This window comes from Bryocella sp., assembly GCF_058498515.1.
The window spans coordinates 440,209-454,480 of record NZ_JBMHYI010000047.1 but is presented as its reverse complement, the minus strand read 5'-3'; the positions used below and the strand labels follow the sequence as shown (position 1 = coordinate 454,480).

Here is a 14,272-nt window from a genome sequence, read left to right as displayed (position 1 = left end):
CCTATGACCATGGTCATCAGAAAGCAAGATTCATCGAAGCTGCCACGTGAGTCTGTTCGCTAGAACTGCATTTGCAAAATCAAAGTGCAGTACACGGCGATGCCCCGGATGAGTCGAAGCCGAGGATGCGTGCAGTAGCAGCGGTCGCATCACGAGCGCTGCGCCTGCGGCCGCCTCGCATGTCACGGCATGCCCCTCATCGACGTGTCGAGGTGCCTCATTCTGATCGATCCGGCCAAGCCGATGTGATCCCGGCATCACTCGGAGAGCCCCGTTTGTCGCAGGACATGGATCGAGATGCACACGAATCGTGACCATGCGCTCGAGGATCGCAGTTGGGGGCTGGACGTGGACTACGCCTTCTTTCACCGACCAAGGGCCATAGCCTTCCGCATCAATTCGTTCGCGCACCGCGATCGTGACATCTTGATGCCACGGCACCTTCCAGTTAGCATCTGGCGTCTTGTCGAAGAGAGTCGAGCGCACAACGATGGCTTCATCGCCCAGCACGCATGAGACAATCCCGCGTACAGCGGGATGCTCTGCGACGGCACGCAATGCAGGCACGCGCTCCATCGCGTCCCGCAAGCCGCCACGCCTTGGGCTTTGCATCGTCGGCGCGAATTGCACATGCGGTTCGACAAGCGCAATCAGCGCGACCACCTCTGCCGATGACAAAAGGGACGGCCTCATTGCGAAGCCGTCCCGTGTGAATTGTTCGTAGTCAATCAACTACAGCTCCATCGAGTGCCCATCGACCAGGGTCTTCACTCGCCCAAGGAACTCGTCCACCGTCACCGAGCCCTGGTCGCCCTTGCCTCGTGTGCGCACGGAGACCGCATCGGTCGCCGCTTCCTTGTCGCCCATGATGAGAATGAACGGCACCTTCTGCAGACCGAAGTCGCGAATCTTCGCATTCATCTTCTGGTTGCTCAGGTCGAGCTCCACGCGCAGGCCTGCGGCCTCCAGTCTCTTCTTCACCGTGTCGGCGTATTCGAGGTGCTTCTCGCTGATGGGCACCAGGCCGACTTGCACCGGCGCCAGCCACACAGGGAACGAACCCGCGTAGTGCTCGATGAGCACGCCGAAGAAGCGCTCGATAGATCCAAAAAGAGCCCTGTGAACCATCACAGGCTGGTGGCGCTCGCCATCTTCACCGATGTACTCGAGGTTGAAGCGGGCGGGAAGGTTCCAGTCAAACTGGACGGTGGAGAGTTGCCACAGTCGTCCGAGGACGTCGACCACCTTGATGTCGATCTTGGGGCCGTAGAATGCTGCTTCGCCCGGGATTGTTTTGTAGGGAATGTTCTTGCGCTCGAGCACCCGGGTCAGTGAGCCATTGGCGCGGTCCCACTGCTCAGCGCCACCGATAAACTTGGGGTCCTTTGGGTCCCAGGTGGAAAGCTCAACCTGGAACTCGGAAAAGCCGAACGTCTTCAGTACCGACTCGGCGAAGTCGACGCAGTCTTCCATCTCAGCTTCGATCTGCTGGGGAGTGCAAAAGATGTGAGCATCATCCTGCGTGAAGCCGCGCACGCGCAGCAGACCGTGCATGGTGCCGCTGCGCTCGTACCGGTACACGTTGCCGAGCTCGGCGTAACGCTGCGGAAGGTCGCGATAACTGCGCGGAGAACTCTTGTAGATCAGAATGTGGCCCGGGCAATTCATAGGCTTCAGCCGGTACTCTGCATCGTCCAGCTCCATCGGCGGGTACATATTTTCAGCGTAATTCGCTTCATGCCCACTGATCTTCCACAGCTCGCGCCGCATGATGTGCGGCGTGAAGACCATGTGGTACCCGCGCCGGATGCACTCCTCGCGCATCCAGTCCTCCATCGTCTTGCGGATCAGCCCGCCCTTCGGGTGCCAGAAGATCAGCCCGGCGCCCGCAACCTCCTGGATGGAGAACAGGTCGAGCTGCTTGCCCAGCACGCGATGGTCGCGTGCCTTGATCTCTTCCAGCCGTTTGAAGTGCGCGTCCAGGTCCTTGGCGTTGAAGAACGCCGTGCCGTAGATGCGCTGCAGTTGCTGGTTGTTCTCGTCGCCCAGCCAGTAGGCTCCGGCAATCGACGTCAGCTTGAATGCCTTCACGCGGCCCGTCGAAGGCACGTGCGGCCCGCGACAGAAGTCCGTGAAGTTGCCGTTCTTGTACAGCGAGATCGTATCGCCCGGCTTCGTGAAGCGTTCGATGAAGTGGACCTTCATGAACTCAGCCTTGGACTCATACTCAGCGAGACCCTGCTCCCGCGTCTCCTCGACGCGAACGAACGGCTCGTCACGCTCGACGACTTCCTGCATGCGCTTTTCAATCGCCGCAAGATCGCTCTCCGTGAACGGCACCTCGCGATACACGTCGTAGAAGAAGCCATTGTCCGTTGCAGGACCGTGGCCCAGCTTCGTCTCCGGGAAGAGCTCCAGGATCGCCGTCGCCATCACATGCGCAGCCGAGTGCCGCACCACCTGCAGCGATGCCGGGTCGGCCTCCTTCAGCAGCTCCAGCGTGACGTCCTCAGTCAGCGGCTGTGTCAGCCCCACCACACGAGGTCCGGTGCTCTGAGAGGCGTACATCGCTTCCTCGCTGGCCTCCAGCGCCGCCTCACCCGTCGTCGCGGGAGTTTCGGTCAACGAGGCAATGCGCGCGACCACGACGGCTGCAGCCAGGCGAGGGGAGATGCTGTTGGCGATATCAAGCGGCGATGTGCCGCGCGCGACTTCGCGTACGGAGCCGTCGGGAAGCTGAACTTTGATCATGTCACTCACGGCCTTAAGGATATCCGTTTGCTCGAAGCTGCGGAGAGCGTTCTCCAGTTCTTGCTCAGGGCGCTCCGTCAACCATACTGTCCCACCCTGAAACACTGCCCTGTCCCACCCGCAGACGCATCCTCACGCCGCAACCCTACGCAGCCGATGGGGTTTCTACCGACAGACCGTGCGCAACCGGCACGGGGTTCGGGAAGGGGGCCCATCATGCGGTTACAGTGTGAGGCGTCGAATGCAGGCAGCGACATTCGCTGCAGAGTGTGCGGCCAGGGATTTCTGCTTCACTGGTCCGCGGAATCCCCCGAATCTCCTCAAATTCAAGAAGAGCAGTCCCTCCTCCGCGTGGAACTGATGCGCGAGCTACGGCGTCACCACGCCGCAAGCACCGATCATCCCGCAGCCCACCCCCGCTGCTGCTTCCACGTTCACGCGCCGGAGTCACAGCCTGAGGCCTCGTTGCCCTTCTTCGAGAACTCTCCCGCATGGGCCTCGGCCTGAGCCCTACCGTAGCAGGCTTCCAGCCACGCTCAGCCCACCTACGCAGAGCACAATCGCCCATGCCGGCGTCCGGGTGAGCATCAGTGCCGCAAACGCACCCGCCGCGACCCCAAGATCCAGCAAGCCGTGCACACTCTCCGTCCCCACCGGATGGATCAGCGCCGCAAACAGCACTCCCACCATCGCTGCATTGATGCCCGCCAGCGCCGAGCGCCACCCCGGCTGTGCCCGGATTGCGGCCCAGAACGGCAGTGCGGCGGTCATCAGAAGCAGCCCCGGCAGGAAAATCCCAACCAGCGCCAGCAGCCCGTCCAGCAGCGGATGTGCTGCGGGCCGGACCACTGCGCCCACGTACGCCGCGAAGCTGAACAGCGGTCCGGGAAGCGCCTGCGCCACGCCATAGCCGGCCAGATACGCATCCTGGGGAATCCATCCCTTCGTGACCACCGCGCTCTCCAGCAGTGGCAGCACCACGTGGCCCCCGCCAAAGACCAGCGCTCCGGTGCGATAAAACGCCGCGGCCAGCGTCCAGGGCGAGAGCATGCTTCCCTGCAGGAGGAATGCAGCCGTGAGCAGCCCCGCGAAGCTCCCCAGCGCCACCCAACCTATGCGCCGCGACACCGGCAGCCCTGCGACCGCGGCCGCAGGTTCTGCGATCCTGCCCCGCAATAGCAGCCTTCCCAAGCCCGCGCCGAACAGCAGCACCGCGATCGTCCCGACCCAAACCGGCAGCCAGAGCACCAGCGCCGCCGCGACGGCCGCAATCCCCAGCCGCAGCGCATCGGGCGCGAGCTTTTTCTGCATCGCCAGCACCGCCTGCGCCACCACGGCCACCGCCACCAGCTGCAGCCCATGCAGCGCCGCCTGCGCCTGCGGACCGCGCATCGCGCCGTGGCCCAGCGCAAAGGCCAGCATCAGCGCAGCGGAAGGTGCGGTGAAGCCAACCCAGGCCGCGAGTGCTCCCGGCAGGCCCGCCGTCAGCATTCCGATGCCAAACCCCACCTGGCTGCTCGCCGGGCCGGGGAGAGACTGCGCCAGGGCCATCAGCTCGGCGTAGGCCTCCGCCGAGAGCCACCCGCGCCGCTCCACGAACTCCCGCTGAAAGTACCCAAGGTGCGCCACCGGCCCACCGAACGACGTGCAGCCAAGCCGCAGGAAGGCAAGAAAGACCGTCATCGGGGAGTGGCGTGACGCTGTGGCGGGAGTGGTCATCTGAAGCCAGGAGAACAGGATGGCTCCATTCTGCACCCAGATGCTTGCGGCAGCATTAAGCCCACCCCGATCGCGTTCGATACAATGGCTGAGGCCCGATGTTGGGAGCCGGAGATCCACCCAAGCGATGAGCTGGTTCAAGCGCGAAGACAACGAGATCGTACCGCCCGAGGGGCACGAGGTCCGCACCGAGGGCCTCTGGATCAAATGTCCCCACTGCCGTAAGGTCATCTGGAAGGCCGATCTCGAGGCGAATCTGCAGGTTTGCCCCAGCTGCGGCTACCACTTCAAGTTCGACGCGCGGTTCCGCATCGCGAACCTTCTCGAAGAGGGCTATGAGCTCGTCGACGGCGGCCTCATGTCCACCGACCCGCTTGAATTCACCGACCTCAAGCCCTACAAGGAGCGCCTGAAGCAGGCCCAGAAGAAAACTGGCCTCTCGGACGCCATCATCAACGCCGTCGGCAAGATGGGCCCGCACGAGGTCGTGCTCTCCGTGATGGAGTACAGCTTCATCGGCGGCTCCATGGGCTCCGTCGTGGGCGAAGTCATCGCTCGCGCCGTCGATCGCTCGCTGGCCACGCGCCACCCGCTCATCATCGTCTCGGCCTCCGGCGGTGCGCGCATGATGGAAGGCATTGCCAGCCTCATGCAGCTTGCCAAGATCTCCGCCGGCCTGGCGAAGATGGACGATGCGAAGATCCCCTACATCAGCCTGATGACCGACCCGACCACCGGCGGCGTCACCGCCAGCTTCGCCATGCTGGGCGACCTCAACATCGCCGAACCCGGAGCGCTGATCGGCTTCGCCGGCCCCCGCGTCATCGAGCAGACGATCCGCCAGAAGCTCCCCGAAGGCTTCCAGCGCGCCGAGTTCTTGCTCGAGCACGGCTTCCTCGACGCCATCGTTCCCCGCTGCGAGCTGAAGGACTACCTCATCAACGCGCTCAGCTGGATGGGCGACCAGAAGGTTAGCTAGGCTGCGGACTCGCGTTCGAGGGCCCGATGCACAACGCCGGTCACATACTGCTGAACAGTGATCCCACGACGTCTCGCAGCCTCATACACCTTGAGCAGGTCGTCGTCTGTGAGATTCAATAAAGAGGAGTGCTTTCGGGCTTCTGCGACCTCGGCTAGGTTTCTGGAAGTGCCGGTCCGCAGCGTACCGCCGGTGGCCGCGCGCTCAAGCTCTTCGCTCAGCGTGCTGCGATGGGCATGCCACCACTCGGCTTCTTCGGCTTCGGTCTGAAACTTAGGTACCACGAGTTTTGTCGTCATGGCCGTTTCATCCTGGATTGCAAATAAACCAGCTTGTCCCGTTTGTCCGCGTCCCAGGCGGTGATGGGGCGAATTCGTTCGTCCCTTAAGGTGGTGATGATGCCGAGAATTCTGCCGGTGGCCGTTCCGCCCACTTGAAAAAGACGGATGCCGTCCCCTTCATCATATTGGATCCCCGCATCCACGGGGTCATTCCAGAGGGCCTGCTCGACCTCTTCCGGCGTGACACGATGCCGCGCGATGTGACGTAGGTTGTCCGCGTCCCAATCGAAGATCACGCCGTAACTCCTCCGCTTGGCTGCTGCACAGTGTAACCGGGTACGCTAATGACGTGATCGAAGCCCAGCCCTCCCGCACCGCGCTCCGCGTCGCCTTGCGCCGCGCTGCGCATCAGGTGCATGATGCCGAACCGCGAGTCCTCGATGATCCCCTCGCGGTGCCCATCCTCGGGCCCGATGCGGCTGAGGTGGAGCGCACGCCCGACAGCATTCGCCGGCCGTTCTCGGCGGGACTGCGAGCCTTCATGGTGGTGCGGGCACGGCTTGCCGAAGACATTCTGGCCGAAGCCGTTCGCGATCGTGACGTGCGCCAGTACCTTGTGCTCGGCGCGGGACTGGATACCTTCGCCTACCGCAATCCGCATACGCACGTTCGCGTATTTGAGGTCGATCATCCGGCCACTCAGGCGTGGAAGCACGAGCGGCTCGTCGCGGCGCATATTCAACCGCCGGTCACCATGCGCTTCGTTGCTGTGAACTTCGAGCGACAGAGCCTGCGTGAGGAACTTGCTGCCGCGGGCTTCGACTTCAACGCGCCCACCGTCACTGCATGGCTTGGCGTCGTTCCGTATCTCACGATAGAAGCATTTCGCGGAACAATCGCTCTGCTGGGATCGCTGGCATCAGGCAGCGAAGTGGTCTTCGACTACTCGCAGCCGCGCGAGGCGCTCTCACCCAACGAGCAGCTCATGCTGGATTCGATGTCTGCGCGCGTAGCGCAGGCCGGTGAGCCGTTTCAGTTGTTCTTCAGGCCGGAGGAGTTGGCGTTGGAGCTGGACCGCGCCGGGTTGCGGGTCGTCGAGGATCTCGATGGGCCGTCGCTGCACAATCGCTATCTTGCGGAGAGGATGGATGGCCTTGCTCTGCGTGGAAGGGCGGGTCGACTATGCCACGCGCGAAGATTCTGATCGAGCCTGGCACGTCTCGTGAAGAGGCATCCGCATCAGGGGCGCATCACCGCTGCCCTGTTCGGAGCGGCGTTAGCGGTCGCTGCGGCCGCTGTTGCCGGAACGATAAGCTAGATAGCAGGGAAACATCACGAATGTGACAAAGGAGAAGAAGATCGCAACATCTTGCATGGGGGTCCTGACTTGGATCATCAAGGGTGAGCGCACTGGCTCGTCGCAAGGAGTTGCGGTGGGGACTCAATCGTACGCCGGCAATAGAATGCCAGCCCGCCCCGCGCGGTACTCTATCTCCTAGTTCGGCCCGATCAGCAGGATTGACAATACCTTGAAATACACCGACGCGCTAGGCACATTATCGTCACTTGGTCCGGAGTTACCGAAGAGCCACGCGCCCATTACGGGCGTGCGGAAGTTTTCTCTTGACCACATCCGCGCATTGGCTTATGCCCTCGGCGAGCCACAGTCGCGCTTTCGCTCCATCCTTATCGCCGGAACGAATGGGAAAGGTTCAACAGCTTCAACACTTGCGTCGATTGCGGCGGCAGCCGACATTCGTTGTGGGCTATACACCTCGCCGCATCTGTTACGCGTCAACGAACGAATTCGCGTGTCCCAAAAGAGTACAGACGCCGACGGCATACGCCGGTTAGAGGAGATATCGGATGACGACTTCGCCACCATCTTCAGCCGCGTCGATTCGACTGCCCGCACGCTCATCGAACAAGGGTCTCTTCCGCATTACCCCAGCTTCTTCGAAATTCTCACTGCAGTGGCCTTCTGTTACTTCGCCGAGCAAGGCATCGAACTCGCGATTCTCGAGGTTGGACTGGGGGGCCGGCTCGATGCGACCAACGTCGTCGAGCCCCTTCTTTCCGTCATCACCGATATCGGCTTCGATCATATGGACTACCTGGGCAACACGATCGCGAAGATCGCCGCCGAGAAGGCTGGCATTCTCCGTCAGGATGGTGTGCTGGTCACGCTCTCGCAGCACCAGGAAGCTAACTACGCCATCGGCGAGATCGCCGTCGCGAAGAACGTTCGTGGCGTTGATGCTGCACGGTTCCTTCCCGGAGCCCGCCTAACCGCGCCGCATGATGCTGCCCGCATTACGACAACCCGCGCCGAGTCCCCGCTCGCTCGCAATCGCTATGACCTCTCGCTTGATGATGAGACGCTGCACATCGACTCGCCTCTGGCCGGCGCTCATCAGCAACGCAACCTCGCGCTTGCCATCGCAACGGCCGTCGAACTCCGCAGCAACCACGGCTTCCCCATCAGCAACGACGCCATCGAGCGCGGCGTGCGCAACACCGTTTGGCCCGGACGCCTCGAATGGTTTCCGCCACGCCTCGCACCTAGCGGAAGCCTGCATGCTCCGCTGTTGCTCGACGTCGCGCATAACCCCGCGGGCGCGTGGACACTGCGTGCCGCGCTGGCGACACTGCCCGACACCACGCCGCGCACCCTCGTCTTCTCCTGCCTTGCGGACAAGCCCATCGAGGAGATGATGCAGGTGCTGTTGCCGCTCTTCGACTCCGCCTCCGGCGACCCGGACCGCGTCCAGGATCACGTCGTGCTCGCGCCCATCCAGAACCCACGGGCTGCATCATTGGAACAACTCGAGGCCACTGCCCGGCAGCTCGATGTTCCATTCCACGCCGCGCCACATGTCCTTGCCGCGCTCGCGCAGGCGGAGGCCATCACGTCGCCCGAGGGCATCATCGTCGTCACGGGCTCCATCTTCCTCGTGGCAGAGGTCCGGGCCATCGCCCTGGCGGAACGCAAGCCACAGATGGTCACTGCAAGCTAACATCAATCCAGTGTCCGAACGCATCACCCTTCGAGAGCTCCATAACGAGCAGCAGGCAGCCGAACCGCCTCGCCCCCAGATCCCTCTGCCTCTGCAGTGGCTTACCTATCTGTTGCTGATGCCTCTCGTTGGCCTCTCCACCGCGGTCTTCGGAACCTTCTCCCTTATTGCCGGTTTGTGGGACTCCACCGGCCGCCAGCAGCACTGGATCGCGCGGCAATGGGCGCGCACGCTGCTGCGTATGGCCATGGCCCCGGTCACAGTGGAAGGTACGGAGCACGTTCAGCCCCTTCGTCGTGCCGACACCCACCGTCCCGTCGCGGTCTACACGTCCAATCACCTCAGCTACTACGACACGCCAGTGCTCTTCGCGAACCTACCCTTCCAGTTCCGCATCCTCGCCAAGGCCTCGCTCTGGAAGATCCCGTTCATCGGCTGGTACCTGAATCGTTCCGGGCAGGTTCCTATCGACACCGGGTCTGGCCGTTCCCTCATCGCGAGCCTCGGCCGCGGCGTGAAGACGCTTCAGGGTGGTCTCCCGCTGGTCCTCTTCCCTGAAGGCGGCCGCAGCTACGGCGAAGTGCGCGAGATGGTCTCCGGAGCCGCATGGATGGCGATCAAGGCCCAGGTGCCGATTGTCCCCATCACGCTGGTAGGCACCTATGAGTTGCTGCCCATGCACACCTACGTGCTGCGCCCGCGCCCGCTGAAGCTCATCATTGGGGAACCCATCGAGACCGCAGGTTTAACCACCCGCGATGCCGATGCGCTCACGAAGCGCCTTCGCCAGGTCATCCACGAGACCTACATCGCCGAGACGACGGAGGCCTGAGACAACCCATGGCTTCCGGCTCCCTCGACTCAGGATCGAAGACCGGGCTCATGCTCCTCAGCCTCGGCGCTATCGCTGTCATTGCGCTGATGCTGAAGCTCCGCGGACACATGCTCTTCGAAGTCGTACTCGGGATCTTCCTCGCACTGCAGGTCCTCAACGCCGTGCTGATTCTGCGCAGTACGAAACGCGATTGACTCGCGGCTCGACACTCGCAACTCAGAACTCTTCTCTTCTACTACAGCCACACAGCGCACTCCGATAGACTCGTCCTGTGATTGCGCACCTCCGTGGACAGATCCTTGCGAAGTCTCCCAACGCCGTCGTCATTGACTGCCACGGCGTCGGTTATGAGCTGGCGATCTCCGTAGCGACCTACACCGAACTCGGTGAGCCCGGGACCGACGGCCGTCTCCATGTGCACACCCATGTGCGCGAGGACGCGCTGCTGCTCTTTGGCTTCGCGACGCTCGACGAAAAGCGCCTCTTCGAAAAGCTCCTCACCATCTCCGGCATCGGTCCCAAGCTCGCGATTACCGTGCTCAGCGGCATCAGCGCGGATCGTCTCATCACCGCCATTCGCGGCGGCGATCACGCGACCCTGACGAAGATTCCGGGCATCGGCAAGAAGACCGCCGAGCGCGTGGTGTTGGAGCTGAAGGACAAGCTCGACGACATGGCCGCGGCGCTATCCACACAGTCCGCTACGCCCTCGCTGGGCGCCGTCGCCGAAGACGTGCTCAGCGCGCTGGTCAACCTCGGCTACCCAAGGCCCATCGCCCAAAAGGCCGTCGAGACTGCTGCAAAGGACGCAGCTGTTGCCAGCGACTTCGAGAAGCTCTTCCGCGCCGCAATGAGCGCGGTGCGCTAGTCGTTAGGCCCTGCGCCGGTACTTCACCGCAAACTCATAGCCCGCGTTCGGCGGGAAGAGCTCGGCGACGAGCTTCAGCCTCGCGGCGAGTGCCGCCGGAGCCAGCAGCGGATATTCCCGCTCGCGCAGTTCGCCATAGTCGAAGTCCATCGCCAGCGAGAGCAGATAAATCGCCACCGCATCCGAAAACCCGGCCTCGAGGAACAGTGTCTTCTCGCGTTCGTCGACCACTGCATGCGCGCCTACGGGTTGACCGGCTGCTTTCATGGTTGCGGCAAAGTTTTGCGAAGCCTCGCTGAGCATGCGGGTGCGGCGCGAAGGTTGTGGCTCAGGCTCGCCGCTGGCTGGCCGGCCCAGGGCCAGGTTGCGCGATTCCCATGCATCCAGCGAGGTCTCGCCGCGCACATTCGCCATCGCCTGCTGCCACGCGAGATCCGTAAAGCTCTGCGGAACGCCGGCCTGGTCCACAAACGCATGCGCCACGTTGATAAAGAACTCGAAGCACAGCGCGAAGCGGTCCCCCATCAGCCGCGTGGAGATGAAAACACCGCGGTTGCCGTGGCCCAGCTCCACGTTGCGATGGCAGATCGCCGCATCGGAGAACTCGTCCGTGTAGCTCCGCGCCACCATCGGCTGATCGGCCTTGCGCTGCGAGACCGCTTCCAGATCCTGCGGAGGCTCACGCAGTGCCAGGGGCACAAAGTAGTATGTGTTGGCCTTGAGAGAGCTGACGATCGCCGTGGGGACGGCCTCCAGCATGCGGTCCAGATCAAGATCCGCAACGCCGGTTTCGCCGAACGTCGCAAAGCGCACACCGTTGGCGGAGCGCCGGACCTCCGTCTCGCGTGCGACCTGCGTCGCTAGAACCAGCCCGCCCGGCAGAGAGTCAGCCATTGCCGTATTCTAACTCCAGATGGCAAGCGCGAATCATATCGATCAGGCCCGCCGCGACGGCGTCGTATTGGGAATCCCGCTTGGGGACCTCGGCTGGTTCCAGTCCCTGCTCATGGGAACCGCCATGGGAATGGCCTCCTTCTTCACGTCGACCTTCCTCGCCATCATGGGCTGCCTGGTCTACCTGAGCGCCACGCATCGTCCCGTAGATTTCGCACTCACGTATCGCGATATAGGGTTTCCCATTGGACTGGTCGTCCTGATCATCAGCTACACCTATCTTGGCTTCCTCTGGGTCCGCCGCAAGACGCGCCGTCCGCATACCGGCAGCTAGGTTCTCTTTCCTTCACCGATTGTTTCGTCATTCCTCCGGGTCCCCGTTTCGCCGGGCCACGCGTCTTTCCTCGCCTCTGCGCTCGTCTCTTCCTGTGACCCAGGAAAGTAGACCAGCAGGGCGCCCGGTGCGCGCGTTGATCTATGCTTTCAGACATCCCCAGCTTCCAGTCATCCCCCAGTAGGAGAATTTCCGCAGATGAGACGTCTTGCGCAAGCCTTGAGCCCTGCCCTTGTGGCTCTGTTGCTCTGTCCCCCCTCCGCCTTTGCCGCCGACAAGCCCGAGCCCTCGTACTACGGTCCGCAACCGGCCACCGAGTCGCTGGACATGACCATGTACCAGCGCATCCGCAATGAAGGCATGACGCACGGCAAGGTGATGGACTTCGCCGGCGCGCTCGCCGATGGTATTGGCCCGCGCCTTACCGGCTCGCCCAACATGAAGAAGGCCAATGAGTGGACGCGCGACACCTTCACGCGCATCGGCCTCAGCAACGCCCACCTCGAGGACTGGGGCGACTTCGGCATGGGCTGGTTCCAGGTCAACACCTGGGCGCGCATGGTCTCGCCCGATCCCGAACCGCTTTGGATGCAGGCTGCCCCCTGGTCCGTCGCGACCCCGGGAGCCGTCTCCGGCGAGGTGATCTTCCTTCCGCAAGTAACTAAGGAAGCCGTCGCCAAGTACGAAGGCAAGCTCAAGGGCAAGATCGTCCTGGCCGGCGACACGCGAGAGACCCCGGACATCGACCAGCCGCTGTTCCATCGCTATACGCAACAGGAGCTGGACGACATGGCCGGCCCCGAGCAGCCACGGCGCGGAGGCAACGCGTTCGCTCGCGTCTCTCCGCAGGAGCGCATGGCCCGCGCCAAGGCACGCACCGAAGCCGTCAAGATGATGGCTGAAGAAGGTGTGCTCGCCATCATCACTCCCACCCGCGATGGCGGCGAGGGCGGTGGCACCGGCATCATCTTTGACGACAACGGAGCGAACCTCGCGCAGGCCGCGCAGAAGCCCGAGAACAAGGTTCCCGTGCCCAACGCCGTCATGATGATCGAGCACTATAACCGCATCGCCCGCATGGTGCAGGCCCACGTGCCCGTCACGATGGAAGTGAACATCGACACTAAGTTCACCAGCGACCACGAACACGGCTTCAACTCCGTCGGAGAAATCCCCGGCACCGACCCCAAGCTGAAGGATCAGGTCGTCATGGTCGGCGGCCATCTCGATAGCTGGATTTCCGGCACCGGCGCCACCGACAACGGCGCAGGCTCCATCGTCGCGATGGAAGCCATGCGCATCCTCAAGGCGCTGGAGATCAAGCCGCGCCGCACCATCCGCATTGCGCTGTGGTCCGGTGAAGAGCAGGGCCTCTTCGGCTCCAAAGGCTACGTCGATGAGCACTTCGGCAAGTTCGCTCCCGCAAAGGGTGGTGATGACGGCGTTCCCTCCTTCATGGGTGGTGCGCGCGGCCCGCTGACGACCACCAAGGAGTGGGAGACGCTCGACGCCTACTACAACCTCGACAACGGCACAGGCAAGGTCCGCGGCGTGTATACGCAGGGCAACTTCGCCATCGGCCCCATCTTCGCGCAGTGGATCGCTCCGCTGAAGGATCTCGGCGTCACCACCATCACCAACCGCAACACCGGTGGCACCGATCACCTCAGCTTCGACGCCGTGGGCCTGCCTGGCTTCCAGTACATCCAGGACCCCATGGACTACGAGACCCGCACCCACCACTCCGACATGGACACCTACGATCGCCTGCACCAGGCCGACCTCGAGCAGGCCGCGATCGTCGAGGCCATCTTCCTCTACAACACCAGCCAGCGCGACGCCATGATGCCGCGCAAGCCCTTCCCGCACCCCGAGGATGAGAACAAGCTCCGCGCTCCCATCCCTGGCCTCTACCCCAACGCCGTGCCTCCGCCCGATAGCGGCAAGCCCGGCATGAACCGGTAAGCAGAAAGCCAGCAACAACGAAGCGGCGAGAGGATCTTCCTCTCGCCGCTTTGCTTTGCCGCGTCAGCGTGAGGCTAATGCGCCTCAGCGTTCACCGGCACATACCCGCTCGGCGCTACGCTGCATGGATTTTCGCGTGGCGCCTTCCACGAGCTCCCATCCGCGAACTCGATGCTCTCCACCGCCACGCTCTTCACGCCCGACACACGCCCCAGCAGCAGATCCCCCGTCAGCTTCTTCTCTGCCGCGTCCTTCGCGCTCAGATGAAACGTCCGCGACTCTTCGTGCATATCTTTCTTCGCGAAGCTGTCTGTAGGAACCGCCCGCAAGCCATACGGCAGGAACGTCACTCGCAGTGTCACCTCGCGCACCGCCTGCTTCGGCATCACGACGACATGCACACCGCTCTTGTCACTGGGAGTCTGGGCCTGATCTTCGAGCGCTGTGGTCCACACCGTCACACCGGAGGCGCGCTGCTGGGCATACAGCCCGACACCGCACTCCGCGGCAGGCACAGGACTGCTCATCAGAGCCTGTGCTGAGGCGGCTTGTACCAACACCGCCGCCAAACCGAAACTGATTGCCAGAACAAAGGGAAGTCGCATCGGAGCCTCCTTTCCGTGCGACGA

Annotated in this window: 15 protein-coding genes; 8 read left to right on the top strand and 7 right to left on the bottom strand. The window is 63.0% G+C overall.

What is annotated here, in order from left to right; translation table 11 throughout:
* Positions 1-30: 30 nt before the first annotated feature.
* The 3 genes from AC5E6W_RS15240 to chrA all read right to left on the bottom strand — a co-directional run bounded on the left by AC5E6W_RS15240 (position 31) and on the right by chrA (position 4,470).
* Positions 31-732: a phytanoyl-CoA dioxygenase family protein gene (locus AC5E6W_RS15240; protein WP_491753169.1), complete on the bottom strand. Its 702-nt coding sequence runs from the start codon at positions 730-732 to the stop codon at positions 31-33.
* Positions 733-2,751: a threonine--tRNA ligase gene (gene thrS / locus AC5E6W_RS15235; RefSeq protein ID WP_491753271.1), complete on the bottom strand. Its 2,019-nt coding sequence runs from the start codon at positions 2,749-2,751 to the stop codon at positions 733-735.
* A 510-nt stretch (positions 2,752-3,261) separates the two neighbouring features.
* Positions 3,262-4,470 (bottom strand): chromate efflux transporter, encoded by a 1,209-nt coding sequence (chrA, locus tag AC5E6W_RS15230; RefSeq protein WP_491753168.1) that lies wholly within the window; start codon positions 4,468-4,470, stop codon positions 3,262-3,264.
* 127 nt (positions 4,471-4,597) lie between these two features.
* Between chrA and accD the strand changes: the two genes are divergently transcribed.
* Positions 4,598-5,449, top strand: coding sequence for an acetyl-CoA carboxylase, carboxyltransferase subunit beta (gene accD, locus AC5E6W_RS15225; protein WP_491753167.1), 852 nt, complete (start codon positions 4,598-4,600; stop codon positions 5,447-5,449).
* On the opposite strand, the gene AC5E6W_RS15220 is transcribed toward accD, so the two are convergent.
* Positions 5,446-5,748, bottom strand: coding sequence for a hypothetical protein (locus tag AC5E6W_RS15220; protein ID WP_491753166.1), 303 nt, complete (start codon positions 5,746-5,748; stop codon positions 5,446-5,448). The two genes, accD and AC5E6W_RS15220, sit on opposite strands and share 4 nt — an antisense overlap.
* Entirely contained in the window at positions 5,745-6,026 is a 282-nt protein-coding gene (locus tag AC5E6W_RS15215) for a BrnT family toxin (RefSeq protein ID WP_491753165.1), read from the bottom strand. The genes AC5E6W_RS15220 and AC5E6W_RS15215 overlap by 4 nt, the downstream gene beginning before the upstream one ends.
* Positions 6,027-6,079: 53 nt before the next feature.
* Between AC5E6W_RS15215 and AC5E6W_RS15210 the strand changes: the two genes are divergently transcribed.
* The 5 genes from AC5E6W_RS15210 to ruvA all read left to right on the top strand — a co-directional run bounded on the left by AC5E6W_RS15210 (position 6,080) and on the right by ruvA (position 10,450).
* Positions 6,080-6,934, top strand: a complete 855-nt coding sequence (locus tag AC5E6W_RS15210) for a class I SAM-dependent methyltransferase (RefSeq protein ID WP_491753164.1) — start codon at positions 6,080-6,082, stop codon at positions 6,932-6,934.
* Between the two features lie 325 nt (positions 6,935-7,259).
* A complete protein-coding gene (locus AC5E6W_RS15205; protein WP_491753163.1) occupies positions 7,260-8,747 on the top strand; it encodes a bifunctional folylpolyglutamate synthase/dihydrofolate synthase in 1,488 nt (495 codons plus the stop codon).
* Between the two features lie 10 nt (positions 8,748-8,757).
* Complete coding sequence (locus tag AC5E6W_RS15200; RefSeq protein WP_491753162.1) at positions 8,758-9,579, top strand: lysophospholipid acyltransferase family protein; 822 nt, start codon at positions 8,758-8,760, stop codon at positions 9,577-9,579.
* 8 nt (positions 9,580-9,587) lie between these two features.
* Positions 9,588-9,776: a hypothetical protein gene (locus AC5E6W_RS15195; protein ID WP_491753161.1), complete on the top strand. Its 189-nt coding sequence runs from the start codon at positions 9,588-9,590 to the stop codon at positions 9,774-9,776.
* Between the two features lie 77 nt (positions 9,777-9,853).
* Entirely contained in the window at positions 9,854-10,450 is a 597-nt protein-coding gene (ruvA, locus tag AC5E6W_RS15190; protein ID WP_491753160.1) for a Holliday junction branch migration protein RuvA, read from the top strand.
* Between the two features lie 3 nt (positions 10,451-10,453).
* On the opposite strand, the gene AC5E6W_RS15185 is transcribed toward ruvA, so the two are convergent.
* Positions 10,454-11,344 (bottom strand): hypothetical protein, encoded by an 891-nt coding sequence (locus tag AC5E6W_RS15185; protein WP_491753159.1) that lies wholly within the window; start codon positions 11,342-11,344, stop codon positions 10,454-10,456.
* Between the two features lie 19 nt (positions 11,345-11,363).
* On the opposite strand from AC5E6W_RS15185, the gene AC5E6W_RS15180 reads away from it, so the two are divergent.
* Together AC5E6W_RS15180 and AC5E6W_RS15175 are read left to right on the top strand one after the other, a co-directional pair.
* On the top strand, positions 11,364-11,678 hold the full coding sequence (locus AC5E6W_RS15180; RefSeq protein WP_491753158.1) for a hypothetical protein: 315 nt from the start codon (positions 11,364-11,366) through the stop codon (positions 11,676-11,678).
* A gap of 198 nt (positions 11,679-11,876) precedes the next feature.
* On the top strand, positions 11,877-13,643 hold the full coding sequence (locus tag AC5E6W_RS15175) for a M20/M25/M40 family metallo-hydrolase (protein WP_491753157.1): 1,767 nt from the start codon (positions 11,877-11,879) through the stop codon (positions 13,641-13,643).
* Positions 13,644-13,717: 74 nt separating this feature from the next.
* Here AC5E6W_RS15175 and AC5E6W_RS15170 read toward each other — a convergent pair whose 3' ends face one another.
* Entirely contained in the window at positions 13,718-14,248 is a 531-nt protein-coding gene (locus tag AC5E6W_RS15170; protein ID WP_491753156.1) for a hypothetical protein, read from the bottom strand.
* Positions 14,249-14,272 lie beyond the last annotated feature (24 nt).

Bases quoted from the DNA above. Each gene is read 5' to 3' on its own strand.
- thrS (WP_491753271.1), bottom strand. From the start codon at position 2,751: ATGATCAAAGTTCAGCTTCCCGACGGCTCCGTACGCGAAGTCGCGCGC.
- chrA (WP_491753168.1), bottom strand. From the start codon at position 4,470: ATGACCACTCCCGCCACAGCGTCACGCCACTCCCCGATGACGGTCTTT.
- accD (WP_491753167.1), top strand. From the start codon at position 4,598: ATGAGCTGGTTCAAGCGCGAAGACAACGAGATCGTACCGCCCGAGGGG.
- AC5E6W_RS15220 (WP_491753166.1), bottom strand. From the start codon at position 5,748: ATGACGACAAAACTCGTGGTACCTAAGTTTCAGACCGAAGCCGAAGAA.
- AC5E6W_RS15195 (WP_491753161.1), top strand. From the start codon at position 9,588: ATGGCTTCCGGCTCCCTCGACTCAGGATCGAAGACCGGGCTCATGCTC.
- AC5E6W_RS15185 (WP_491753159.1), bottom strand. From the start codon at position 11,344: ATGGCTGACTCTCTGCCGGGCGGGCTGGTTCTAGCGACGCAGGTCGCA.
- AC5E6W_RS15180 (WP_491753158.1), top strand. From the start codon at position 11,364: ATGGCAAGCGCGAATCATATCGATCAGGCCCGCCGCGACGGCGTCGTA.
- AC5E6W_RS15175 (WP_491753157.1), top strand. From the start codon at position 11,877: ATGAGACGTCTTGCGCAAGCCTTGAGCCCTGCCCTTGTGGCTCTGTTG.
- AC5E6W_RS15170 (WP_491753156.1), bottom strand. From the start codon at position 14,248: ATGCGACTTCCCTTTGTTCTGGCAATCAGTTTCGGTTTGGCGGCGGTG.